The sequence below is a fragment of the Achromobacter ruhlandii genome, from assembly GCF_002082135.1.
GTDB lineage: Bacteria > Pseudomonadota > Gammaproteobacteria > Burkholderiales > Burkholderiaceae_B > Achromobacter > Achromobacter ruhlandii.
In genome coordinates this window covers 4115878-4138683 of the sequence record NZ_CP017433.1, presented here as the reverse complement: position 1 = coordinate 4138683, position 22806 = coordinate 4115878, and the positions used below count along the sequence as shown (strand labels likewise).

22 protein-coding genes are annotated in these 22806 nt (G+C 66.2%); 20 read left to right on the top strand and 2 right to left on the bottom strand.

What is annotated here, in order from left to right; all coding sequences use genetic code 11:
• Positions 1 to 35: 35 nt before the first annotated feature.
• Complete coding sequence (locus AruCF_RS18630) at positions 36 to 617, bottom strand: hypothetical protein (protein WP_049075206.1); 582 nt, start codon at positions 615 to 617, stop codon at positions 36 to 38.
• 493 nt (positions 618 to 1110) lie between these two features.
• On the opposite strand from AruCF_RS18630, the gene rpsP reads away from it, so the two are divergent.
• The 8 genes from rpsP (at position 1111) to AruCF_RS18590 (ending at position 7511) form a co-directional block, all read left to right on the top strand.
• On the top strand, positions 1111 to 1371 hold the full coding sequence (gene rpsP / locus AruCF_RS18625; protein ID WP_006387841.1) for a 30S ribosomal protein S16: 261 nt from the start codon (positions 1111 to 1113) through the stop codon (positions 1369 to 1371).
• 67 nt (positions 1372 to 1438) lie between these two features.
• Complete coding sequence (gene rimM, locus AruCF_RS18620; RefSeq protein ID WP_049075203.1) at positions 1439 to 2056, top strand: ribosome maturation factor RimM; 618 nt, start codon at positions 1439 to 1441, stop codon at positions 2054 to 2056.
• Complete coding sequence (gene trmD / locus AruCF_RS18615) at positions 2056 to 2874, top strand: tRNA (guanosine(37)-N1)-methyltransferase TrmD (protein WP_049075202.1); 819 nt, start codon at positions 2056 to 2058, stop codon at positions 2872 to 2874. The genes rimM and trmD overlap by 1 nt, the downstream gene beginning before the upstream one ends.
• 320 nt (positions 2875 to 3194) lie before the next feature.
• On the top strand, positions 3195 to 3857 hold the full coding sequence (locus tag AruCF_RS18610; protein WP_049075201.1) for a helix-turn-helix domain-containing protein: 663 nt from the start codon (positions 3195 to 3197) through the stop codon (positions 3855 to 3857).
• 101 nt (positions 3858 to 3958) lie between these two features.
• Positions 3959 to 4711: an ABC transporter substrate-binding protein gene (locus AruCF_RS18605; RefSeq protein WP_049075200.1), complete on the top strand. Its 753-nt coding sequence runs from the start codon at positions 3959 to 3961 to the stop codon at positions 4709 to 4711.
• 119 nt (positions 4712 to 4830) lie between these two features.
• Positions 4831 to 5484, top strand: a complete 654-nt coding sequence (locus AruCF_RS18600; protein ID WP_006393967.1) for an amino acid ABC transporter permease — start codon at positions 4831 to 4833, stop codon at positions 5482 to 5484.
• The gene (locus tag AruCF_RS18595) at positions 5481 to 6212 is read left to right on the top strand and encodes an amino acid ABC transporter ATP-binding protein (protein WP_049075199.1); all 732 of its coding nucleotides are present in this window, start codon (positions 5481 to 5483) and stop codon (positions 6210 to 6212) included. Before AruCF_RS18600 ends, AruCF_RS18595 begins: the two co-directional genes overlap by 4 nt.
• A gap of 9 nt (positions 6213 to 6221) precedes the next feature.
• The gene (locus AruCF_RS18590; protein ID WP_049075195.1) at positions 6222 to 7511 is read left to right on the top strand and encodes an NAD(P)/FAD-dependent oxidoreductase; all 1290 of its coding nucleotides are present in this window, start codon (positions 6222 to 6224) and stop codon (positions 7509 to 7511) included.
• Between the two features lie 100 nt (positions 7512 to 7611).
• Here the strand turns inward: AruCF_RS18590 and AruCF_RS18585 are convergent, their stop codons facing one another.
• Positions 7612 to 10506 (bottom strand): valine--tRNA ligase, encoded by a 2895-nt coding sequence (locus tag AruCF_RS18585; protein ID WP_049075194.1) that lies wholly within the window; start codon positions 10504 to 10506, stop codon positions 7612 to 7614.
• A gap of 411 nt (positions 10507 to 10917) precedes the next feature.
• Here AruCF_RS18585 and ndk point away from each other — a divergent pair, with 411 nt between their 5' ends.
• The 12 genes from ndk to hflK all read left to right on the top strand — a co-directional run bounded on the left by ndk (position 10918) and on the right by hflK (position 22795).
• Positions 10918 to 11343, top strand: coding sequence for a nucleoside-diphosphate kinase (gene ndk / locus AruCF_RS18580; RefSeq protein WP_006387851.1), 426 nt, complete (start codon positions 10918 to 10920; stop codon positions 11341 to 11343).
• A gap of 41 nt (positions 11344 to 11384) precedes the next feature.
• Entirely contained in the window at positions 11385 to 12539 is a 1155-nt protein-coding gene (rlmN, locus tag AruCF_RS18575; protein ID WP_049075192.1) for a dual-specificity RNA methyltransferase RlmN, read from the top strand.
• Positions 12536 to 13036 carry a helix-turn-helix domain-containing protein gene (locus AruCF_RS18570; protein ID WP_024068348.1) on the top strand — a complete coding sequence of 167 codons (501 nt, stop codon included), beginning with the start codon at positions 12536 to 12538 and terminating at the stop codon, positions 13034 to 13036. The genes rlmN and AruCF_RS18570 overlap by 4 nt, the downstream gene beginning before the upstream one ends.
• Before the next feature lie 15 nt (positions 13037 to 13051).
• A complete protein-coding gene (ispG, locus tag AruCF_RS18565; RefSeq protein WP_049075188.1) occupies positions 13052 to 14338 on the top strand; it encodes a flavodoxin-dependent (E)-4-hydroxy-3-methylbut-2-enyl-diphosphate synthase in 1287 nt (428 codons plus the stop codon).
• A 56-nt stretch (positions 14339 to 14394) separates the two neighbouring features.
• A complete protein-coding gene (gene hisS, locus AruCF_RS18560) occupies positions 14395 to 15681 on the top strand; it encodes a histidine--tRNA ligase (protein ID WP_100508805.1) in 1287 nt (428 codons plus the stop codon).
• A 1-nt stretch (position 15682) separates the two neighbouring features.
• Entirely contained in the window at positions 15683 to 16321 is a 639-nt protein-coding gene (locus AruCF_RS18555; RefSeq protein WP_049075186.1) for a YfgM family protein, read from the top strand.
• 5 nt (positions 16322 to 16326) lie between these two features.
• Positions 16327 to 17484 carry an outer membrane protein assembly factor BamB gene (gene bamB / locus AruCF_RS18550; RefSeq protein WP_049075185.1) on the top strand — a complete coding sequence of 386 codons (1158 nt, stop codon included), beginning with the start codon at positions 16327 to 16329 and terminating at the stop codon, positions 17482 to 17484.
• Between the two features lie 25 nt (positions 17485 to 17509).
• Positions 17510 to 18865 carry a ribosome biogenesis GTPase Der gene (der, locus tag AruCF_RS18545; RefSeq protein ID WP_049075183.1) on the top strand — a complete coding sequence of 452 codons (1356 nt, stop codon included), beginning with the start codon at positions 17510 to 17512 and terminating at the stop codon, positions 18863 to 18865.
• Between the two features lie 3 nt (positions 18866 to 18868).
• Positions 18869 to 19936: a histidinol-phosphate transaminase gene (gene hisC, locus AruCF_RS18540; RefSeq protein WP_049075182.1), complete on the top strand. Its 1068-nt coding sequence runs from the start codon at positions 18869 to 18871 to the stop codon at positions 19934 to 19936.
• Between the two features lie 161 nt (positions 19937 to 20097).
• Positions 20098 to 20334 carry an RNA chaperone Hfq gene (gene hfq / locus AruCF_RS18535; RefSeq protein WP_006218585.1) on the top strand — a complete coding sequence of 79 codons (237 nt, stop codon included), beginning with the start codon at positions 20098 to 20100 and terminating at the stop codon, positions 20332 to 20334.
• Positions 20335 to 20418: 84 nt separating this feature from the next.
• On the top strand, positions 20419 to 21525 hold the full coding sequence (gene hflX, locus AruCF_RS18530; protein WP_049075180.1) for a GTPase HflX: 1107 nt from the start codon (positions 20419 to 20421) through the stop codon (positions 21523 to 21525).
• A complete protein-coding gene (gene hflK, locus AruCF_RS18525; RefSeq protein ID WP_049075178.1) occupies positions 21491 to 22795 on the top strand; it encodes an FtsH protease activity modulator HflK in 1305 nt (434 codons plus the stop codon). Before hflX ends, hflK begins: the two co-directional genes overlap by 35 nt.
• Positions 22796 to 22806 lie beyond the last annotated feature (11 nt).

The window sequence follows — 22806 nt, the reverse complement described above, 5'->3', positions numbered from 1 at the left end:
GGCGTGCCGTGGCGCGCGTCTGCGCGTCGCGCCGTCTATTTATGGATGGCCGCCGCCACCGCCTGCGTGATGGTGAAGTCCACCAGGTCGCCTTCCTTCAGTTGCGCCAGGCGCGCCTGCATTGCCGGGTCCTGCACCTGGATCGTGCGCAGCGCGCCCTGCGGGCCCTTCAGAGTGACAAGATTGGCGCTCTTGTTGATGTGCCAGATCTCGGCGGTGATGGTGGTCTGCCGGCCGACCGCGCCGCCTGGCTTGGCTCCCTTGGCGCTGCGCGTGCCGGCGGTCTGGGTGACCACTTCGGGAGCGCCGGAGCCGGCCGGGCGCACGTCGACGGCCACCGACTCGTAATAGTCCAGCGTCAACGAATCGCCTGGTTTGATCTGGTTGAAATTGCGCACTTCCGGGCCCGCCTGGATATCCACCACATTGCCATTGGCGCCCTGCAGCGTGATGGTGCGGGTGGCGGGATCCACCGCCGTGACCTTGCCGGTGGCGGTGGTCAGTGCCGCGCCGACCACGCGGGCCTGGGCCACCATCGGCAACGCCAGCAAGCCCGCCAGCAAACCTGTTGCCGCCAGGCGCGCGACAGGGGTGAAGACAGTTTTACGGTTCTTCATGGTGCAGCACCCTCCGGTAGAGGAAGTTGTGGGAAAACGCTGGGGAGAAACAGGGCGCGATCAGCCCCTGCGAAAACGGGGACGTTCGCGCGGGCATGCGGTGCGTGAGAGCAGGGAAGGGCGACGCCGTTGCGGCGCGGCCGGGGGGAGCGGGCTTGAGGATGTGGCGTAGGGTGACATTCCGATCTCTCCAATCGGGGAAATGCTTCACACGCACTTGCCAAGGGCGCCGGTCCGGCGGCGCGTTCCGGATGGAAACGCCGCCAGGCGATCTTCCTGCGCCTCGGCGCGGCACAGGGGGCCGTGACGGGCTACACTCTGTCTGCGGCGGGCTCCGGCCCGGATTTTGTAGAATACCCGTACGCGGTGCATATGTGGTGTTTTCGCGTATAAATCGCGCCGCGACTTCCGATGTTCAGCACCTGCATTTGCCAGCTGGCTTGTTTAAGTGCTAGAATTTCCCGTTTTTCACAACTAATTCAAGGGATTACCTATGGTGGTGATTCGCCTGGCCCGCGGTGGGTCCAAGAAGCGTCCGTTCTACAACCTGGTGGCCACCGATTCGCGTAACCGTCGCGACGGCCGTTTCATCGAGCGCGTGGGTTTCTACAACCCCGTCGGCAACGAAGGCGCGGAAAACCTGCGCATCGCGCTGGATCGCGTGCAACACTGGACCAGCAACGGCGCCCAGCTGTCGCCGGCCGTCGAGCGTCTGGTCAAGGACTACTCGGCCAAGGTTTCCGCCGCGGCTTAATGCCCGCGTCGCACGCCTGAACCCTGCTAGTTTCTAGCTACGCTGTACGAAACCGATAGCCCGATACATGTCTGATGCCGCACATTCCAACGCGGCGCCTGCGGACTTGATCGAGTTGGGCCGCATCAGTGCGGCCTACGGTGTGAAAGGCTGGGTCAAGGTGCAGCCGCATTCGGCCAATGCCGAAGTGCTGCTCTCAGCTTCTCAATGGTGGTTGACTCGCCCTGTGCCTGAATTGGCGCGGGGCGCTGTCGCGTCTGCGCCTGTCGCATACAAGGTCGTGCAAGTCCGTTCGCAGGGCGCCACCGTGGTGGCCCAGCTGGCCGGCATCGCCGACCGTGACCAGGCCGAAGCGCTGCGCGGTTATTCCGTGCAGGCGCCGCGGGGTTCCTTCCCCGCGCCCGAAGAAGACGAATACTACTGGGTCGATCTCATTGGCTGTTCGCTGTATACCACGGCGGACGGCGATGCCGCGCTCATCGGCGTGGTGGACGAGGTCCTGGATAACGGCGCTCACGCCGTCTTGAAGGTCTTGCGCCAGAAGGTCGGAGCCGACGGCCCCGAAACCTTGCTGAACGCCAAGGGAAAGCCCGCCGAAATGCTCGTTCCGTTCGTGCGCGCGCACATCCAAGCCGTCGATCTGGCCGCGCGCCGCATCGACAGCGACTGGCCCGCGGATCTCTGATGCGCATCGATGTCGTGACACTCTTTCCCGAGATGTTCGGGGTGGTGCGCGACCTGGGCGTCACCGGCCGGGCCCATGCCCAGGGCCGGTGGGCCCTGCATGCCTGGAATCCGCGAGATTTCACCAGTGATCCCCACCGTACCGTGGACGACCGTCCCTATGGCGGCGGCCCCGGCATGGTGATGATGGCGGCGCCGCTGGAGGCCGCCGTCAATGCCGCCCAGGCGGCGCGCGCGGCCCAAGGCCTGGGGCCGGCCCCGGTGGCGCTGCTCGCGCCCGTGGGCAAGCGCTACGACCAGGCCGGCGCCGAGGCGCTGGCGGCCAGCGACGGCCTGATCCTCATCTGCGGTCGCTACGAAGGGGTCGACCAGCGCTTCATCGAGCGCTGCGTCACGCATGAAATCTCGCTGGGCGACTTCGTCTTGTCCGGCGGCGAGATCGCGGCGCTGGCCGTGATCGACGCCGCGGTGCGCCTGTTGCCGGGCGTGCTGAACGACGGCGACTCCGCGCTGCAGGACTCCTTCAATGACACGCTGTCCGGCCTGCTGGACAGCCCGCATTACACGCGCCCCGAAGTCTACGAGGGCGCGCCCGTGCCGGCGCCGCTGCTCAGCGGCCACCATGCCAACATCTCGCGCTGGCGCCGGGAACGTTCGCTGGCGCTGACCGTCGCGCGGCGCCCCGAGCTGATCGAATCGGCCCGCGCCCAGGGCTGGCTGTCGCTGGCCGACGAGCGCTTCCTGGCCGAGCTGGCCGGCGAGCCGTTGCCGCCGCTGCCCGCCAAGCGCCGCCGCGGATCCAAGTCCAAGGCTTCCTGAGTCGGCAGGCGCATTCCCAGACCTTGCGCCAGGACGCGCTCCTGTCGGTTTCGTGACGCGCGCATCCCTCCCGATTCTGGGTCGAGGCGCATCTTTCTGAGGCGCGCCAGGATGCGGGCATCCTGGTTTCATGCGGACGCTCCGGCCTTCATTCGTCCTCGTTCCTGCAGCCCGGCCGGCTGGCCGCCGTTCATCGCGCGGGATTCGTCCGCAAGCCTTTTCCCCTTTTCCAAGACCCGATCAGCCTAGGGATGCTCCTAGGTTGTAGTGACCCGGCTCGCTCCTTAGTATTGAAAATTACATAAAAATGAAATTTTCATATGAGCCGATCCTCTCCCGTGCCGCGTGATGCCGCCGCGCTGTCCAGGCCAGCGCTGGCGGCGGGTCGCCCTGAGTCCGCCGTCGACATGTGGCTGGGCCAGCAGTTGCGCCAATTGCGCAAGCAGCACGGCCGCTCGCTGGCGGACGTGGCGCAGGCCTGCGGCATGTCGCTGGGCCTGCTCAGCCAGATCGAGCGCGGCCTGAGCTCGGCATCGGTCAAGACGCTGCACCAGCTGGCGCGCGAGTTCGGCGTGTCGGTCAATGCCTTGCTGCGCAACGCCGAGCACACCGAAGGCGAGGACGGCGGCCGCGTCGCCCGCGCCGGCACGCACCGCTATATCGACCTGCGCGAGAAAGGCATCGTCAAGGAGATGTACACGCCGCCCGCGTGCCGCAGCATGGACCTGTGCCGCGCCACCATCGAGCCCGGCGGCTCGACCGGCAACGAACTGTTCGTGACCGGGCAGGGCGAGCAGATCGGCGTGGTGCTCAAGGGCACGCTCGAACTCTGGGTGGGTGACCGCGTCGTGCTGCTCAAGGAGGGCGACAGCTTCTGCTATGCCAGCAGCACGCCGCGGCGCTGGCGCAATCCCGGCTCGCAGGTGACCGAAGTCATCTGGGCCATCTCGAATATCAATCAAGCCGCGGGGGATGTGACGTAACCGCCGCCTTGAGCGCGCGGGCAGTGAATCGGCGCGATGACACTGGGGATCATCCGCCTCCGGGCACGCTCCGGAACGCTTTGCCTAGATGAGGAAATGTCATGAAATTCAAGACTCTGGTTGTCTCTGTATTCGCAGCATTGTCCACGGCCACGGCCGCGCAGGCCCAGACGGTGTTGAAGGTGGGGTCCACGCCCACCGGCAGTCCGTTCACTTTTCTTGACACCAAGACCAACTCCATCGAGGGGGTGATGGTCGATATTGTGAAAGCGGTCGGCAAGGAGGCTGGCTTCGAGGTGCAGATCGAGCCCATGGCGTTTTCGGCGCTGATCGGTTCGTTGACTTCCAAGCGTATCGACATCGTCTCGGCAGCCATGTTCATCACGCCGCAGCGCCAGCAGGTGGTGAGTTTCTCGGAGCCGGTCTATCGCTATGGCGAAGGCCTGATGGTGCTCAAGAGCGACAACAAGGAATACAAGTCCTTCGCCGACATGCAAGGCATGACGGTCGGCGTGCAGGTCGGCACCGCCTTCGTCGAGCCGATCCAGAAGAGCGGCGTGTTCAAGGAGGTGAAGCTCTACGACAACCCGCCGGACATGATGCGCGACGCCAACGCCGGCCGCATCCAGGGCGGGTTCATGGACTATCCCATAGCCGCCTACATCCTGACCCAGGGCAACTATCCCAACCTGAAGATGGCGCAGTCCTACCAGCCCACCGTCATGGGCAGCCTGGGCCTGGCCACGCGCAAGGACGACACCGCCTTGCTCGAACGCATCAACAAGGCGCTGGCCAAGCTCAAGGCCGATGGCGCCATCGACCAGATCCTGAAGAAGTGGGGGCTGGGCGGCTGACGCCCGTTTGATGGCGGGCGTGGCGCCACGGCAGGTGTCCGCCCGGACTGCGCGCCCTGGCGCGCGGACCGGCCGCGACCGGGCTTCCCGGATGCGGCCCAGTTGGGGTGAATCGAGTCATGACGGAATTCTTCAAAGACGCGGCGGAATATCTGCCGATCCTGTTGCAGGGCGCCAAGCTCACCATCCTGGTGACGCTCGGGTCGCTGGTCCTGTCCACGCTGCTGGGACTGGTGTGGGCGCTGATGCGGGTCTCCGGCAACAAGTACCTGTCCAAGTTCAGCGCGGGCGTGATCAACCTGCTGCGCGGCATCCCGATCATCGTGCTGCTGTTCTACATCTACTTCGTGATGCCGGACATGGGCATCGCGCTGACGGCGGTGCAGGCGGCCATCATCGGGCTGGGCATTGCCTACTCGGCCTACCAGGCCGAGAACTTCCGCGCGGGGATCGAAGCCATCGACCGCGGCCAGATCGAAGCGGCCATGGCGATGGGCATGAGCTGGAGCATGACCATGCGCCGCGTGGTGCTGCCGCAGGCCGTCAAGATCGTGCTGCCGCCCTACGGCAACATCATGATCATGATGCTCAAGGACTCGTCGCAGGCGTCCACCATCACGGTGGCCGAGCTCGCCCTGCAGGGCAAGCTGATCGCCGTGTCGACGTTCAAGAATGCCACCGTGTTCTCGCTGGTGGCGCTGATGTACCTGGTGATGTGCGTGCCGCTGATCCTGCTGGTGCGGCATCTGGAAAAGAGGAGTGCCGCCAAATGATCGAACTCAAGGGCGTGCGCAAGAGCTTTGGGTCGCTGGAAGTGCTCAAGGGCATCGATGCCGAGGTCAGCAAGGGGGAAGTCGTGTGCGTGATCGGGCCGTCCGGCTCGGGCAAGTCCACCATCCTGCGCTGCATCAACGGGCTGGAGCGCTACAACGCCGGCCGCATCACCGTGGATGGCGAGCTGGTGGACTGCGATGCGGCGTCCATTGTTTCCATCCGCACACAGGTGGCGATGGTGTTCCAGCGCTTCAACCTGTTTCCCCATCGCACCGCGCTGGAGAACGTGGTGGAAGGGCCGATCTACGTGAAGGGCGAGCCGCGCGCGCAGGCGCTGGAGCGCGGCCGCGAACTGCTCGCCAGCGTCGGCCTGGCCGACAAGGCCGACGCCCATCCACCGCAGCTGTCCGGCGGCCAGCAGCAGCGCGTGGCGATCGCGCGGGCCCTGGCCATGCAGCCCAAGGCGATCCTGTTCGACGAACCGACCTCGGCGCTCGATCCCGAACTGGTGGGCGACGTGCTGGGCGTGATGCGCAAGCTGGCCGAGGCCGGCATGACCATGGTCGTCGTGACGCACGAGATGAGCTTCGCGCGCGAGGTTGCCGACCGCGTCATGTTCTTTGACGGCGGCGTGATGGTGGAGCAGGGCGCCGCCCGTGAAGTGCTGAATCACCCGCGGCACCCGCGCACGCAGGATTTCCTGCGCCGCGTGCTGCATCCCATGTGAGGAACCATCATGTCGCAGACGCCGTTTCCGCTTTCCCCGTCGCTCTGGGCCGCCACCGCGGCGCCGCCGCCGGACACGCAGCCGCTGACGCAGTCCGCGCAGGCCGACGTGCTGGTAGTGGGCGGTGGCTATGCCGGCCTGAGCACCGCGCTGCACCTGGCCGAGCAGGGCGTGCGGGTGGTGGTGCTGGAGGCGCGCGAGATCGGTTTCGGCGGTTCAGGGCGCAACGGGGGGCAGGTCATTCCGGGCCTCAAGTACGATCCCGATGCGCTGGTCTCGATGTTCGGCGGCGAGCGCGGTGAACGCCTGGTGCGCTTCGCCGGCGCCACCGCCGATTCGGTGTTCAACCTGATCGAGCGGCACGCGATGGACGTGCCGCACGTGCGCAGCGGCTGGATCCAGGGCGCCCACACCCCCGCGGCGCTGGAACTGGCGCACGCCCGCGCCGCGCAATGGGCGCGCCACGGCGCCGACGCGCAGCCGCTGGACAAGGCGCAGGTGGCGCGCCTGATCGGCACCGATCGTTATCTGGGCGGCTGGATCGACCGGCGCGCGGGCGCGGTGCAGCCGCTGAGCTATGCGCGCGGCCTGGCGCGGGCCGCCCTGAATGCGGGGGCGGTGATTCATACCGACACGCCCGTCACCGGGCTCAAGCGCGACGGCGGCAAGTGGACCGCCACGACCGCCGGCGGCGCCGGCGTGACTGCCGACCGCGTGGTGATGTGCACCAACGCCTACGGCGCCGATCTGCTGCCGGGCCTGAAGACCTCGATCATCGACGCCAATACCTTCCAGGTCGCCACCGCGCCGCTGCCGGAGCGCCTGCGCGCAGGCATCTTTCCGGAAGGGCAGGTCACCTCCGATACCCGCAATTTGCTGCTCTATTTCCGGCTGGACCACCAGGGCCGCCTGCTGATGGGCGGGCGCGGGCCGTTCCGAGAGCCCAAGGGGCCGCAGGACTGGGCCCACCTGGAACGGGTGATGGTGAAGATGTTCCCGCAGGTGGCCGGCACGCCGTTCGAGTACCGCTGGTGCGGCCGCGTGGCCATCACCCGCGACTATCTGCCGCACCTGCACGAGCCGCAGCCCGGCCTGCTGGTGGATATCGGCTGCCAGGGGCGCGGCGTGGGCCTGCAGACCAGCATGGGTCGCGCCATGGCGCAGTACCTCGTCAGCGGCGACGCACAGGCGCTGCCGGTGCCGCTGTCGCCGGTGAAGTCGTTCCCGCTTTATGGGCTGCGGCGCCTGTACGTCAATGCGGTGGTCACGTGGTACCGCATGACGGACGGCGGCGTGTAGGCCGGCGCCCCATCCGCGGACGCGGCAGGCATCGGCAAGATACCCGCGAAAAAAAGCCCCGGGCGGGTCCGGGGCTTTGCGCGCGCGGCGGGTCAGGCGATCAGTTGCCCAGCTTGCCGCGCTGTTCGCGCACCGTCCGCAGCGTCTCGCCGAATTGCGCCACGCGGGCCCTTTCCTGCTCGACCACGGCGGCCGGAGCGCGTTCGACGAAACTGGCGTTGGACAGCTTGCCGTTGGCCTTGGCGATCTCGCCTTCCAGGCGGGCGATTTCCTTGTCCAGGCGCACGCGCTCGGCAGCCACGTCGATCTCGACGTGCAGCATCAGCCGGCTGGTGCCCACCACCTGCACCGGCGCGCCAGCGTCGGGCAGGGTGTCCAGCACATCGACCTGGCTGAGCTTGGCCAGCGCGGCCAGGTAGGGGGCGTTGCGCGTCAGCGTGGGCGCGTCGCCCTGGGCGCACAGCGGCACTTTCTGCGCCGGCGACAGATTCATCTCGCCGCGCAGGGCGCGCACGGCCTCGACCTGGGCCTTCAGTTCGGCCACGTCGGCTTCGGCGGCGGTGTCCACGGCGGCCGGGTTGGCCTGCGGGTAGGGCTGCACGCTGACGCTGTCGGCCACGCCTTGCTGGCGCTTGCCGGCGACCACCGAGACCTTCTGCCACAGTTCTTCCGTGATGAACGGAATGATCGGGTGGGCCAGGCGCAGCACGCCTTCGAGCACGCGGATCAGCGTGCGGCGCGTGCCCAGCTGCTGGGCCGGCGTGCCGGTCTGGATCTGCACCTTGGCCAGTTCCAGGTACCAGTCGCAGTATTCGTCCCAGACGTAGCGGTACAGCGCATTGGCGATGTTGTCGAAGCGGTAGTCGGCAAAGCCGCGCGCCACGTCGGCTTCCAGCGCCTGCAGCTGGCTGACGATCCAGCGGTCGACGAACGAGGTTTCGCCCGCGTCCGGACCGGTCAGGTCGTGGCCTTCGGTGTTCATCAGCACGAAACGGGTGGCGTTCCAGAGCTTGTTGCAGAAGTTGCGATAGCCCTCGCAGCGCTTCAGGTCGAAGTTGATGTTGCGGCCCAGGGTCGCGTAGGCGGCCATGGTGAAGCGCAGCGCGTCGGTGCCGAAGGCGGGGATGCCATCCGGGTACTGGCGGCGCGTGGCCTTCTCGATGGCGCCGGCCTGCTTGGGGTTCATCAGGCCGTAGGTGCGCTTGGTCACCAGGCCGTCCAGGTCGATACCGTCGATCAGGTCGACCGGGTCGAGCGTGTTGCCCTTGGACTTGCTCATCTTCTGGCCGTCGGCGTCGCGGATCAGGCCGTGCACGTAGACGTGCTTGAACGGGATCTGGCCGGTCAGGTGCGTGGTCAGCATGACCATGCGCGCGACCCAGAAGAAGATGATGTCGAAACCGGTGACCAGCACGCTGGACGGCAGGTAGCGCTCCAGGTCGGCCGTCTTGTCGGGCCAGCCGAGCGTGGTGAAGGGCACCAGGCCCGACGAGAACCACGTGTCGAGCACGTCCGGATCGCGCTTGAGTTCGCCGGTGACGCCGGCGGCGCGGGCCTGCTGGATGGCTTCGGCTTCGTCGTGCGCGACGAACACCTGGCCGTCATCCGAGTACCAGGCGGGAATCTGGTGGCCCCACCACAGCTGGCGCGAAATGCACCAGTCCTGGATGTTGTTGAGCCACTGGTTGTAGATGGTGGTCCAGTTGTCCGGGTAGAACTGGATGCGGCCGTCGGCCACGACTTCCAGCGCCACTTCGGTGATGCTCTTGCCCGGGTTGAGCGTGCCCTCGGGGGCCGGCTTGCTCATGGCGACGAACCACTGGTCGGTCAGCATGGGCTCGAGCACGACGCCGGTGCGGTCGCCCTTGGGCTGCATCATCTTGTGCGGCTCGACCTTGACCAGGTAGCCCTCGGCTTCCAGCTGGGCGACCACGGCCTTGCGGGCTTCGTAGCGCTCCATGCCCTGGAATTGCTTGGGGCCGTTCTCGTTGATGTGCGCGTCGAGCGTGAAGATCACGATCAGCGGCAGGTCGTGGCGCATCGCGCAGGCATAGTCGTTGAAGTCGTGCGCGCCGGTGATCTTGACGCAACCGGTGCCGAATTCGGGGTCGACGAAGTCATCCGCGATGATGGGGATGTTGCGGTCGCACAGCGGCAGTTCGACTTCCTTGCCGACCAGGTGCTTGTAGCGCGGGTCTTCAGGGTGCACGCACAGCGCGCCGTCGGCCAGCATGGTCTCGGGGCGGGTGGTGGCGATGGTCATGCCGCGCAGGGTGACCGTCTGGCCGTCCTTGTCGACGATGGTCTGCGGACCGTCGACGAAGGGGTAGAGGATGTGCCACATGTGGCCGTCGGTCTCTTCCGACTGGACTTCCAGGTCGGACACGGCCGTCAGCAGCTTGGGATCCCAGTTGACCAGGCGCTTGCCGCGGTAGATCAGGCCCTGTTTATGCAGGCGCACGAAGGTCTCCACCACGCCGCGCGACATGCGGTCGTCCATGGTGAAGTATTCGCGCGGCCAGTCGGCCGAGGCGCCCAGGCGGCGCACCTGGCCGGTGATGGCGTTGCCCGACTTTTCCTTCCATTCCCACACTTTCTCGACGAATTTCTCGCGGCCGAGGTCGTGGCGCGAAACCTTCTGCGCGTCGAGCTGTCTTTCAACCACGATCTGCGTGGCGATGCCGGCGTGGTCCGTCCCCGGAATGAAGACGGTGTCGTCGCCCAGCATGCGGTGGTAGCGGATCAGGCCATCCATGATGGTCTGGTTGAACGCATGGCCCATGTGCAGGGTGCCCGTCACGTTGGGCGGCGGGAACTGGATGACGTAAGGCTGGCCTTCGGTCCCCGTTTTTACGTGCGACCCCGCGGCGAAGTAGCCGCGCTTTTCCCACTCGGCGTACCAGCGGGATTCGAGTTCGGCGGGTTCGAAACTCTTGGAGAGTTCCGGGGAGTCGGTCGCGGCGGACGCGGCGTTCGGGGGAGCGGCTTGAGTCATTACAGGGTTCCGGCAGACAGGGCGCCCGGTCGATGGAAACGGGCAAGCAAACCGCTCATTTTAAGATGTAATGCGGTCGTATCGGCGTGTTAGAATACCGGGTTACTGTAAACCTTTTAGAAGTCCCTGAATTCATTGGGATTTCGCCAAAAGTTCATTGAAAAAACGCTGAGGATTTCAGCACAATGAACCGAGCGAACATTCAATGCGGGATCACTCCGAAGGGTTGTCAGTGTCGAATCCCCGCCTTGGCACAGGCGGCCGGGACGGCCCGGAACACGCTGTTGTGACGCAGCGGGTCCGAGTCGCTTGCGCGCCCATGGCGCGCTGCCGCTTGAAGGGTGACACCAACAAGCGCAGGCCACGCCAGGCAATCATAGAAACCAGTCAGTATCCGTTTTTGGAGTTCTCATGTCCGTCCAACGCACTCTCTCGATCATCAAGCCCGACGCCGTCGCCAAGAACGTCATCGGCCAGATCGTCGCCCGCTTCGAGCAAGCCGGCCTGAAGGTCATCGCCGCCCGCCTGGCCCAGCTGTCGCGCGCCGACGCCGAGCGTTTCTACGCCGTCCACAAAGAGCGCCCCTTCTTCAAGGACCTGGTTGACTTCATGGTCTCGGGCCCCGTGTTCGTGCAAGTGCTGGAAGGCGAAGATGCCATCCAGAAGAACCGCGACCTGATGGGCGCCACCGATCCCAAGAAGGCCGCCCCGGGCACCATCCGCGCCGACTTCGCCGACAGCATCGACGCCAACGCCGTGCACGGCTCGGACGCGCCGGAAACGGCCGCTGTCGAAGTGGCTTTCTTCTTCCCCGAAATCAACATCCACAGCCGTTGATTTCCCGGAAATTTCTTTAGCGTCATAGCAATACCCTGGTCATGGAATCCGTCGAACGAATCAACCTGTTGGGGCTGGATGGCTCCGCCCTGTCCGAACTTGTCGGGCAGTGGGGCGGCAAGCCGTTTCGCGCCCGCCAGTTGCAGCGCTGGATGCACCAGCGCGGCGCCGATTCGTTCGACGCCATGACCGACCTGGCTCGCGATTTCCGCGGCCAGCTGGCGTCCCGTTGCGTCATCGAGGCGCTGGCGGTCAACACCGAGCAGCGCTCGTCGGATGGCACCCGCAAGTGGCTGTTCGACGTGGGGCAGGGCAACGCCATCGAAACCGTCTTCATCCCCGAGGACGACCGCGGCACGCTGTGCATCTCCAGCCAGGCGGGCTGCGTGGTGAACTGCCGTTTCTGCTCGACCGGCCACCAGGGGTTCAACCGCAACCTCAAGACCAGCGAGATCATCGGCCAGCTGTGGTGGGCCAAGCGCGTGCTGGAAGCCGACGTCGGCACCGCGCGCCTGGAAGGCGCCCGCGCCACCGAAGACACCCGCGTCATCAGCAACGTGGTCATGATGGGCATGGGCGAGCCCCTGCTCAACTACGACCAGGTGCTGCCGGCCCTGCGCCTGATGCTCGACGACAACGCCTATGGCCTGTCGCGTCGCCGCGTCACCGTGTCCACGTCGGGCGTGGTGCCCATGATGGACCGCCTGTCTCAGGACTGTCCGGTGGCGCTGGCCGTGTCGCTGCATGCGCCCAACGATGCGCTGCGCGACGAGCTGGTGCCGCTGAACAAGAAATACCCGTTGAAGGAGTTGCTGGCCGCGTGCGAACGCTACCTGGCTTTCGCGCCGCGCGACTTCATCACGTTTGAATACTGCATGCTGGATGGCATCAACGATACCGACCAGCATGCCAAGGAATTGATACACATTGCACGCCAGATCCGCTGCAAGCTCAATCTGATCCCGTTCAATCCCTTCCCCGCGTCCGGCCTGAAGCGTTCGCCTTCGGCCCGCGTCAAGGTGTTCGCCCAGCGCCTGATGGACGCCGGCATCATCACGACGGTGCGCAAGACCCGGGGGGACGATATCGATGCCGCTTGTGGTCAACTGGCCGGAGAAGTGCGCGACCGTACCCGGATCACCGAACGGAACGCCGCGCAGCGCCAGACCATACCAATTAGACAGGTGCATGCATGACGCAGGATATCGCTTCTGCAGTTTCAGAGACGCCCGCGAGCGCGGGCGGTTCGGGCAATGTGGGCTCGGCGTTGCGCACGCTGCGCCAATCCAAGGGCTGGTCGCTCGACGAAGTGTCCAGCCGCATCAAGTTTTCGGCCAAGCAGATCGAGGCCCTCGAGAACGAACAGTGGGGCGATCTGCCCACCGGCGTCTCGCTGCGCGGCCTGATCCGCAACTACGCCCGCATGCTGGGCGCCGATTCGCAGGCGATCGTTGATTCGCTCGACCCCAAGGCCCGCGTCACCGGCCCGGTCAAGCTGAGTCCGGGAGCGCTGCATTCGGCCCATTCCATTCCCCAGTCCGGCGCCGACGATGATCGCGCGTCCTCGACCTCCTGGGGCTGGCTGATCGCCATCGTGCTGGTGCTTGCCGCCGGCGTCGCCTATGCCTTCTGGCAGGGCTGGCTGCCGCAGCAGTGGCTGGCGTTCGACTGGCTTCCCAAGCTGTCCAAGTAAATACCGGTTTCGCCGATGCAAGATTCCTCTCTGCCTTGCCAGGATGCGCCGCCGCCCGCCGTGGGCGCGGCTCCCCGCCGCGCCACGCGTTCGGTGGCGGTGAAGTGGGGCGACCGCACGGTCATGATCGGCGGCGACGCGCCGGTGGTGGTCCAGTCCATGACCAACACCGACACCGCCGATGCCATCGCCACGGCGATCCAGGTCAAGGAATTGGCGCTGGCCGGCTCCGAGATGGTGCGCATCACCGTCAACACGCCCGAAGCCGCCAAGGAAGTCATGGCGATCCGCGAGCAGCTCGACCGCATGGGCGTGGACGTGCCGCTGGTGGGCGACTTCCACTACAACGGCCACAAGCTGCTGACGCAATTCCCGGACTGCGCCCAGGCGCTGTCCAAGTACCGCATCAATCCCGGCAACATGGGCGGCGGCAAGCGCCGTGACGACAATTTCGCCCAGATGATCGAAGTGGCGTGCCGCTACGACAAGCCGGTGCGCATCGGCGTGAACTGGGGCAGCCTGGATCACGAGCTGATGGCGCGCAAGATGGACGAAAACAGCCGCCGCGCCCAGCCCTGGGAAGCGCAGGCGGTGATGCGCGACGCGCTGGTGGTGTCCGCCATCAGCAACGCCCAGCGCGCCGAGGAACTCGGCCTGCGCCGCGACGCCATCATCCTGTCGTGCAAGGTCAGCCACGTGCAGGACCTGATCGCGGTCTACCGCGACCTGTCGGCGCGTTGCGATTATCCACTGCACCTGGGCCTGACCGAAGCCGGCATGGGCAGCAAGGGCATCGTCGCCTCGACCGCCGCGCTGGCCGTGCTGCTGCAGCAGGGCATCGGCGACACCATCCGCATCTCGCTGACGCCGGAACCGGGCGGCGACCGCGGCCGCGAGGCCGTGGTGGCGCAGGAGATCCTGCAGACCATGGGCCTGCGCGCGTTCACGCCCATGGTGGTGGCCTGCCCCGGTTGCGGCCGCACCAGCAGCACGTTCTTCCAGGAACTGGCCGATAGCATCCAGTCCTACCTGCGCCGGCAGATGCCGGTGTGGCGCGCCCAGTACCCCGGCGTCGAAAGCATGAACGTCGCGGTCATGGGCTGTGTGGTCAACGGGCCTGGCGAAAGCCGCCACGCGGACATCGGCATCAGCCTGCCGGGCACCGGCGAGGTGCCGGCCGCGCCGGTGTTCGTCGACGGCGAGCGCACGGTCACCCTGAAGGGCGACCATATCGCCGAAGAATTCCAGGCCATCGTTGAAGACTACGTTGCGCGTCGCTACGGCGCGCTCGCCTCTCATTAAAAGAAAGGGTGTGGCCGCGAGGCGCGCTTGCCGGCGCGCGGGGCGGCATGATCAAGATGACTCAAGCTTTCCAGAAAGTCGCCGCCATCCGCGGCATGAATGACCTGTTGCCAGGGGCCAGCGCCCGCTGGGAGCAATTCGAGGAAATCGTGCGCGGCTGGCTGCGCGGCTACGGCTATCGCAACGTGCGTACGCCCGTGCTTGAGCATACGCGCCTGTTCACGCGCGGCATCGGCGAAGTGACCGACATCGTCGAAAAAGAGATGTACACGTTCACCGACGCGCTCAATGGCGAATCGCTGACCATGCGGCCCGAGATGACCGCCGGCATTGTGCGCGCCTCGATCGAGCACAACCTGCTGTACGACCGCCCGCAGCGCGTCTACTCGATCGGCCCGGTGTTCCGCCACGAGCGCCCGCAGCGCGGCCGCTACCGCCAGTTCCACCAGATCGACGTCGAGGCGCTGGGTTTCGCCGGTCCCGACGTGGACGCCGAACTGATCGTCATGCTGGCCCGCCTGTGGAAGCTGCTGGGCCTGACCGACGTGCGCCTCGAACTGAATTCGCTGGGCCAGCCGGCCGAGCGCGCCGCGCACCGCGCCGCCCTGATCGCGCACCTGGAAAAGCACGTCGACATCCTCGACGAGGATGGCAAGCGCCGCCTGTATACCAATCCGCTGCGCGTGCTGGACACCAAGAACCCCGCCATGCAGGAAATGGCCGACAGCGCCCCGCGCCTGTTCGACTTCCTGGGCGAGGAATCGCGCGCGCACTTCGAGGGCGTGTGCCAGCGCCTGACCGACGCCGGCATCGAATACCGCCTCAACCCGCGCCTGGTGCGCGGGCTGGACTACTACAACCTGACCGTCTTCGAATGGGTGACCGACCGCCTCGGCTCCCAGGGCACGGTGTGCGGCGGTGGCCGCTACGACGGCCTGATCGAACTGCTGGGCGGCAAGCCCGCGCCGGCCGTCGGTTTCGCTATCGGCATGGAACGCCTGCTGGACCTGTGGGAGCAGAGCGTGCAGGTCGAGGCGCCGGCCGAATGCGAGGTCTATGTCGTGCACCAGGGCGAAGCGGCGCAGCGCCTGGCCGCCCGGGTCGGCGAAGACCTGCGCGACGCCGGCCTGGCGGTGGTGGTGCATGCCGGCGCCGCCAGCTTCAAGTCCCAATTCAAGCGCGCGGACGCCAGCGGCGCCCGGGTTGCGGTTATCCTTGGCGCCGATGAAGTGGCTTCGCAGACCGCCAGCATCAAATTCCTGCGCGCCGACGCCCAAGGCGACGCCGCGCAGCAGCAAGTCCCGTTGGCGGGCTTGGCCGACGTATTGAATCTCAAGGGTTAGCATGGCATACGATCTGGAAGAACAGGAAAAACTCGACGCGATCAAGGCGTGGTGGGCCCGCTACGGCACTCTGGTGGCGGCGCTGGTGGCGGCCGTGGCGCTGGCCTGGGGCGGCTGGTGGGGCGCCAAGGCCTACCAATCGCACAAGGCGAACCAGGCCATGGGTTATTTCGAAGCGCTCGAAGACGCGGCCCGCCTGGGCGGCGCCGATTCCTCCGTGCGCATCAAGGCCGCGGCGGCGACGCTGCGCGACCAGTACGGTTCGACCGGCTACGCCGCCCGTGGCGCGCTGGTGGCGGCCCAGGCGCTGCAGGCCCAGAATGATGTCGATGGCGCCCGCCAGCAGCTCGAATGGCTGGCCGGCCAGTCCAAGAATCCCTCGATGCAGGCCGTGGCCCGGCTGCGCCTGGCGGGCCTGCTGCTCGACCAGAAGCAGTACGACGCCGCCCTGGGGCAGCTGAACAATGCGCCGGCCGCCTTCGCCGCCTTGTTCGCCGACCGCCGTGGCGATATCCTCGCGGCGCAAGGCAAGCGCGATGAGGCGCGTGCCGCATGGCAAAGCGCCATCGATGGTCTGGGCACGGCGAATCCGCTGACCCAGGTCGTGCAACTGAAACTGGATGCCCTGAGCGGAGCGTGACTGGAATGCGTAAATTTGCCTTTGGCCGTACGTGGCGTGGCGCGGTTTGCCTGACGGGCCTGCTGGCCCTGGGGGGCTGCGGCCTGTTTTCCCATGACGATGGCCGTTACGACCCCGCTCCCCTGACCGAATACAAGGCCGGCATGTCGGTGCGCCAGGTCTGGTCGACGTCGATCGGCAGCGGTTCCGGCCTGGGCTTCGCGCCCACCGTGCTGAACAACGCGGTCTACGCCGCCACGCCCGACGGTTCGGTCGGCAAGTTCGACCTGCAAAGCGGCCGTCCCATCTGGAAGTCGCAGGCGGGCGTGAAGCTGACGGCGGGCGCCGGCAGCGATGGCACCACCACCGCGGTGGCCTCGCCCGACGGCGACGTGGTCGCGTTTGACGATAGCGGCAAGGTCAAGTGGAAAGTGCGCGCCACCAGCGACGTCAATATCCCGCCGGTGGTGGGCTACGGCATCGTCGTGGTCCGCAGCGGCGACTACCGCATCCAGGCCTTCGACGCCAACAACGGCGAGCGCCTCTGGAGCGTGCAGCGTCCCGGCCCGGCGCTGGCCCTGCGCAGCGCCGCTCAAATGGTGCTGGCCGAAGGCCTTGTCATCACCGGCCTGCCGGGCGGCAAGCTGATGGCCATCGCCTCCGACAGCGGCAACGTGCAATGGGAAGGCACTGTCGCCACCCCGCGCGGCGCCAGCGACCTGGAGCGCCTGACCGACGTGGTCGGCGCCCCGCAGATCGCGGGCAACCTGCTTTGCGCGGTGGCCTACCAAGGGCGTATCGTATGCTTTGACGTCACGGCCGGCGGCCGTCCGATCTGGGCCAAGGACTTCTCCAGCGTCAGCGGCATGACCCTGGACCAGCGCTTCGCCTACTCGGCCGACCAGAACAGCGTGGTCAACGCCTTCGCGCTGGACAACGGCGGCAACGTCTGGAAGCAGGCCGCGCTGAAGAACCGCCAGCTGACCTCGCCGGCCCTGCTGGGCGGCGCGCTCGCCGTCGGCGACCTGGACGGTTACGTGCATTTCCTGTCGCGCAGCGATGGCAGCCTGATGGCGCGCCTGTCCGTGGGGGGTGGCGCTGTCGTGTCGCCGCCGCAGACGACTTCCCAAGGTGTGCTGGTCCAGACGGGCAATGGCAATCTCGTCCTGATCGGCACCAACTAAACCCTCAAGAACAAAGCCTTACACCGTGTCTTTCAAGCCTGTCGTTGCCCTGGTCGGCCGCCCCAATGTGGGGAAATCGACCCTTTTCAATCGCCTGACGCGATCGCGCGCCGCGCTGGTGGCCGATTTTTCCGGCCTGACCCGCGATCGCCACTACGGCGAGGGCAGGGTGGGCGATATCCCCTTCATCGTCATCGACACGGGCGGTTTCGAGCCGGTCGCCAAGGATGGCATCCTGCTGGAAATGGCCCGCCAGACCCGGCAGGCCATCGCCGAGGCGGACGTGGTGGTGTTCCTGGTGGACGCCCGCGCCGGCCTGAACGCGCATGACCACGAGATCGCCACGCTGCTGCGCAAGTCGGGACAGCAGCGCGTGCTGCTCGCGGTGAACAAGGCCGAAGGCATGGGGGCGGGCGCCGCCATCGCCGAATTCCACGAGCTGGGTCTGGGGCAACCCTATCCCATCTCGGCGGCGCACGGCGACGGCATCGTCGACCTGATCGAACTCGCGCTGCAGGACCTGGCCGGGCCGCCCGCCGAGGAAGAGGAACCGGCCGAAGAGGGCGAGCACGACCACCGCATCAAGCTGGCCATCGTCGGCCGCCCCAACGTCGGCAAGTCGACGCTGATCAACACGCTGATGGGCGAAGAGCGCGTGATCGCGTTCGACATGCCCGGCACCACCCGCGACGCCATCGAGATCGACTTCGAACGCGATGGCCGCCGCTACACGCTGATCGACACCGCCGGCCTGCGCAAGCGCGGCAAGGTGTTCGAGGCGGTGGAAAAGTTCTCCGTCATCAAGACGCTGCAGGCCATCGAGGCCAGCAACGTCGTGCTGCTGATGCTGGACGCGCAGACCGAAATCTCCGAACAGGACGCCCACATCGCCGGCTTCGTGCTGGAAACCGGCCGCGCCGTGGTCGTGGCCGTCAACAAGTGGGATGGCCTGGACGGCGAGGAAAAGGAACGCATCGAACGCGAATTCATGCGCAAGCTGCGCTTCCTGTCGTTCGCCCGCGTGCACACCATTTCGGCCCTGCGCGGCCAGGGCATCAAGCCGCTGCTCAAGTCGGTCAATGCCGCCCACGCCGCCGCCTTCGCCAAGCTGTCCACGCCCAAGCTGACGCGCGAGTTGCAGGCCGCCGTCGAGCAGCAGCCGCCGCCCCGCAAGGGCATCTTCCGTCCCAAGATGCGCTATGCGCACCAGGGCGGGCAGAATCCCCCCTTGGTGGTGATCCACGGCAACGCGCTGGACGCGGTGCCCGATTCGTACCGCCGCTACCTGGAAACCCGTTTCCGCAACGCTTTCGATCTGGCCGGCACGCCGCTGCGGATCGAATTCAAGTCTTCGCACAACCCCTACGCGCAGGAAAGCTGATCCATGAGCCGTTTCTGGAGTCCCGTGGTCGGGACGCTCAGTCCGTATGTGCCGGGCGAGCAGCCCAAGCTTCAGAACCTGGTCAAGCTGAACACCAACGAGCACCCCTACGGGCCGTCGCCCAAGGTGCTCGAGGCGATCCGCGCGGCGTGCGACGACACGCTCAAGCTCTATCCCGATCCGTCGTCCGACAGGCTGCGCCAGGCGGTGGCGACGGCCGTCGGCGTGGCGCCGGCCCGCGTGTTCGTGGGCAATGGCTCGGACGAAGTGCTGGCGCATGCCTTCCTGGCCCTGCTCAAGCATGAGCGTCCGCTGCGCTTTCCGGACATCACCTACAGCTTCTATCCGGTCTATTGCGGCCTGTACGGTATCGATTACGAGACCCTGCCGCTGACGGAAGATTTCCGCATCGACGTCGAAGACTACCTGCCGGGCCGTCATGGCCAGGCGGGCGCCATCATCTTCCCCAATCCGAACGCACCCACGGGCCGCGCCTTGAGCGTGGCCGAAATCGAGCGCATCGTGGCCGGCAATCCGGACACCGTGGTAGTGGTTGACGAGGCCTATGTCGACTTCGGCGCCGAATCCGTGATTGCGCTGACCGAGCGCCACGACAACCTGCTGGTCATCCAGACGCTGTCCAAGTCGCGTTCCCTGGCAGGCCTGCGGGTCGGTTTCGCGGTTGGCAGTCCGGAACTGATCGATGGCCTGGAGCGCGTCAAGAACAGCTTCAATTCCTACCCCGTGGATCGCCTGGCCTCGGCCGGCGCGGTCGCCGCGCTCGAGGACGTCGAGTATTTCGAACAGACCCGCCAGGCAGTGATCCAGACTCGCGGTCGGATGGCCGCCGGCCTGCAGGCCCTGGGCTTCGAGGTGCTGCCGTCCAGCGCCAACTTCGTGTTCGCCCGGCATCCGTCGCGCGATGCCGGCGAACTGGCGGCCGGCCTGCGCGAACGCAGCATCATCGTGCGCCATTTCCGCCTGCCGCGCATCGACCAGTTTCTGCGTATTACAGTGGGCACGGACGCGCAGTGCGACCTGCTTCTGAAAGCGCTTGGCGAGGTCGTCTGAACCCCAGCTGAAGGGCCTTTCCGGCGGAAAACTCTGGTGTCATCTTTTGCATCCGACACAAGTAGCACGGGCCGGGAAAACCCTGTAGAGTACATGTTTCGGCGTGCCCCACCTGTAAAAAGCGCGTCACCACTCAATAACAAACAAATGGAGCCTGGCCAATGAGCAATAAAGGGCAAACTCTGCAAGATCCGTTCCTGAACACGCTGCGCAAGGATCATGTGCCGGTGTCGATCTACCTGGTGAACGGTATCAAGCTTCAAGGGCAAATCGAATCTTTCGACCAATACGTGGTGCTGCTGCGTAACACGGTCACGCAAATGGTCTACAAGCACGCCATTTCCACCGTCGTTCCCGCGCGCGCCGTGAATTTCCAGGTGGAAGTCCCTGCTGAGTAATCTCGCTCCCGCAGTACCTTTTATTGCCCGCCGAACGGTCTACGTCGGCGGGCATTTTCGCTTTGGCTCCAAAATGGTGCATGTATGCGCGCACTGATCATCAGCGTGGATCTGGGTGATCCCGACTTCGCCGCCCACGCGGAGGAATTCGCCATGCTGGCCAAGGGCGCCGGCGCGGAAATCGTCGGCACGCTCACGGCCCGCCGCGACCGGCCCGACGCCAAGTTCTTCATCGGTTCCGGCAAGGCCGACGAAGGCGTGGGCATGGCGCAGGCGCTGCTGGCCGACATCGTGCTGTTCGACCAGCCGCTGTCGCCGGCCCAGCAGCGCAACCTGGAACGGGTCTTCAACCTGCGCGTGGTGGATCGCGTGGCGTTGATCCTGGACATCTTCGCGCTGCGCGCCAAGAGCCATGAAGGCAAGCTGCAAGTCGAACTGGCCCAGTTGCAGCACCTGGCCACGCGCCTGACCCGCATGTGGAGCCACCTGGAGCGTCAGCGCGGCGGCATCGGCATGCGCGGCCCCGGCGAATCGCAGCTCGAAATGGACCGCCGCATGATCGGCGCCAAGGTCAAGACGCTGCGCGAGCGGCTGGACCGGGTCGAGCGCCAGCGCGTCACGCAGCGGCGCGCGCGCGCTCGCGGCGGCGCCTTGTCGGTGTCGCTGGTGGGGTATACCAACGCCGGCAAGTCGACGCTGTTCAACGCCTTGACCCGCGCCGACACCTACGCGGCGGACCAGTTGTTCGCCACGCTTGACACCACCACCCGCCGTATCTGGATCGAAGGCGCGGGCAATGTCGTGGTGTCGGATACCGTTGGCTTCATCCGCGACCTGCCTCACGACCTGATCGCGGCGTTCCGCGCCACGCTCGAAGAGACCGTGCATGCCGACCTGCTGCTGCATGTGGTCGACGCCGCCAGTCCGCAGCGCGACGAGCAGATCTTCGAGGTCAACAAGGTGTTGGCGGAAATCGGGGCCGCCGCGATTCCCACCATTCTGGTATACAACAAGATCGACCGCGCTGGCCTGGAACCCCGGGCGGAGCGCGACGCCCATGGTACGATTGCGCGAGTATTTGTAAGCGCCACCGAGCGCGCCGGTTTGGACGCGTTGCGCGGGGCAATTGCGGAGACCGGACAGATTGTGGGAAACAATGCCGCGAATTATCAAACTCTTCAATCTGAATGACCCCGGCTGGGGTCGTGGAAACAATAATGGCTCCGAGCCGCCGCCCAAGCGGCCCCAAGGCAACGGAGACGGTCCGCCCGACCTCGACGAGGTCTGGCGCGATTTCAATAATCGCATCGGATCGTTGTTCGGCCGCAAGGGCGGGGGGGGCAACAACCGCCCCGGTGGCAATCGCGGCGGCATGACGCCGCCGTCGCCACGCGGCGCCCGCATCGGACTGGGAGTGATCGCCCTGGTCGCGGTCGGCATCTGGGCGGCCAGCGGCTTCTACATCGTCCAGGAAGGCCAGGTCGCGGTTGTCACGCAGTTCGGCAAATACAAAAGCACATCGCAAGCCGGCTTCCAGTGGCGCCTGCCGTACCCCATCCAGAGCCATGAAATGGTCAACGTGTCGCAACTGCGCACGTTCGAAGTCGGTTTCCGTGGCGGCGCCCGCAACAAGGTGCTGCCCGAGGCGCTGATGCTCACGACGGACGAGAACATCGTCGACATGCAGTTCGTCGTGCAGTACCGCCTGCGTGCCGATGGCGCGCCGGACTACCTCTTCATGACCCGCGACCCTGACGATTCCGTGCGCCAGGCATCCGAAACCGCCATGCGGGAAGTGGTGGGCAAGCAGTCCATGGACTTCGTGCTGTACGAGGGCCGTACCGCCGTCGCCAGCCAGGTCCAGACGCTGATGCAGCAGATCCTCGACCGCTACCAGACCGGTGTGCAGGTCAGTACCGTCGCCATCCAGAACGTGCAGCCGCCCGAGCAGGTGCAGGCCGCGTTCGACGATGCCGTCAAGGCGGGCCAGGATCGCGAACGCCAGATCAACGAGGGCCAGGCCTATGCCAACCAGGTCGTGCCGCTCGCCAGCGGTCAGGCCTCGCGCATGACCGAGCAGGCCGAAGGGTACCGCGCCAAGGTGGTGGGCGACGCGCAGGGTAATACGGCGCGCTTCACCAGCATCCTGGGCGAATACGAGAAGTCCCCGCAGGTGATGCGCCAGCGCATGTATCTCGAAAGCATGCAGGAGATCTTCACCCGTGCCAGCAAGGTCATGGTCGACACCAAGAGCAACAACAACATGTTGTACCTGCCCTTGGACAAGATCATGCATCTGGCCGCGCAAGACGCCAGCAAGTCCACGGCCGGCAGCGCCGGTTCGTCGACCCTGATCAATCCGCCCGCCCAGACGCCGCTCCGCGGCAACGTGGCGCCGGCCCCGCAACCCTCCGGCAGCAGCAATAGCAACGCGCTGCCCCGCGACCGCCAGTCGCGCTAACCCGGAGGATT

Excerpts from the sequence above, each read along its gene's own strand:
- hflK (WP_049075178.1), top strand. The coding sequence starts at position 21,491 with ATGCCGCGAATTATCAAACTCTTCAATCTGAATGACCCCGGCTGGGGT.
- AruCF_RS18570 (WP_024068348.1), top strand. The coding sequence starts at position 12,536 with ATGACGCAGGATATCGCTTCTGCAGTTTCAGAGACGCCCGCGAGCGCG.
- AruCF_RS18605 (WP_049075200.1), top strand. The coding sequence starts at position 3,959 with ATGAAATTCAAGACTCTGGTTGTCTCTGTATTCGCAGCATTGTCCACG.
- trmD (WP_049075202.1), top strand. The coding sequence starts at position 2,056 with ATGCGCATCGATGTCGTGACACTCTTTCCCGAGATGTTCGGGGTGGTG.
- AruCF_RS18555 (WP_049075186.1), top strand. The coding sequence starts at position 15,683 with ATGGCATACGATCTGGAAGAACAGGAAAAACTCGACGCGATCAAGGCG.
- AruCF_RS18595 (WP_049075199.1), top strand. The coding sequence starts at position 5,481 with ATGATCGAACTCAAGGGCGTGCGCAAGAGCTTTGGGTCGCTGGAAGTG.
- ispG (WP_049075188.1), top strand. The coding sequence starts at position 13,052 with ATGCAAGATTCCTCTCTGCCTTGCCAGGATGCGCCGCCGCCCGCCGTG.
- hfq (WP_006218585.1), top strand. The coding sequence starts at position 20,098 with ATGAGCAATAAAGGGCAAACTCTGCAAGATCCGTTCCTGAACACGCTG.
- hflX (WP_049075180.1), top strand. The coding sequence starts at position 20,419 with ATGCGCGCACTGATCATCAGCGTGGATCTGGGTGATCCCGACTTCGCC.
- rlmN (WP_049075192.1), top strand. The coding sequence starts at position 11,385 with ATGGAATCCGTCGAACGAATCAACCTGTTGGGGCTGGATGGCTCCGCC.
- bamB (WP_049075185.1), top strand. The coding sequence starts at position 16,327 with ATGCGTAAATTTGCCTTTGGCCGTACGTGGCGTGGCGCGGTTTGCCTG.
- AruCF_RS18590 (WP_049075195.1), top strand. The coding sequence starts at position 6,222 with ATGTCGCAGACGCCGTTTCCGCTTTCCCCGTCGCTCTGGGCCGCCACC.
- AruCF_RS18585 (WP_049075194.1), bottom strand. The coding sequence starts at position 10,506 with ATGACTCAAGCCGCTCCCCCGAACGCCGCGTCCGCCGCGACCGACTCC.
- AruCF_RS18610 (WP_049075201.1), top strand. The coding sequence starts at position 3,195 with ATGAGCCGATCCTCTCCCGTGCCGCGTGATGCCGCCGCGCTGTCCAGG.
- AruCF_RS18630 (WP_049075206.1), bottom strand. The coding sequence starts at position 617 with ATGAAGAACCGTAAAACTGTCTTCACCCCTGTCGCGCGCCTGGCGGCA.
- ndk (WP_006387851.1), top strand. The coding sequence starts at position 10,918 with ATGTCCGTCCAACGCACTCTCTCGATCATCAAGCCCGACGCCGTCGCC.
- rpsP (WP_006387841.1), top strand. The coding sequence starts at position 1,111 with ATGGTGGTGATTCGCCTGGCCCGCGGTGGGTCCAAGAAGCGTCCGTTC.
- hisS (WP_100508805.1), top strand. The coding sequence starts at position 14,395 with ATGACTCAAGCTTTCCAGAAAGTCGCCGCCATCCGCGGCATGAATGAC.
- hisC (WP_049075182.1), top strand. The coding sequence starts at position 18,869 with ATGAGCCGTTTCTGGAGTCCCGTGGTCGGGACGCTCAGTCCGTATGTG.
- AruCF_RS18600 (WP_006393967.1), top strand. The coding sequence starts at position 4,831 with ATGACGGAATTCTTCAAAGACGCGGCGGAATATCTGCCGATCCTGTTG.
- rimM (WP_049075203.1), top strand. The coding sequence starts at position 1,439 with ATGTCTGATGCCGCACATTCCAACGCGGCGCCTGCGGACTTGATCGAG.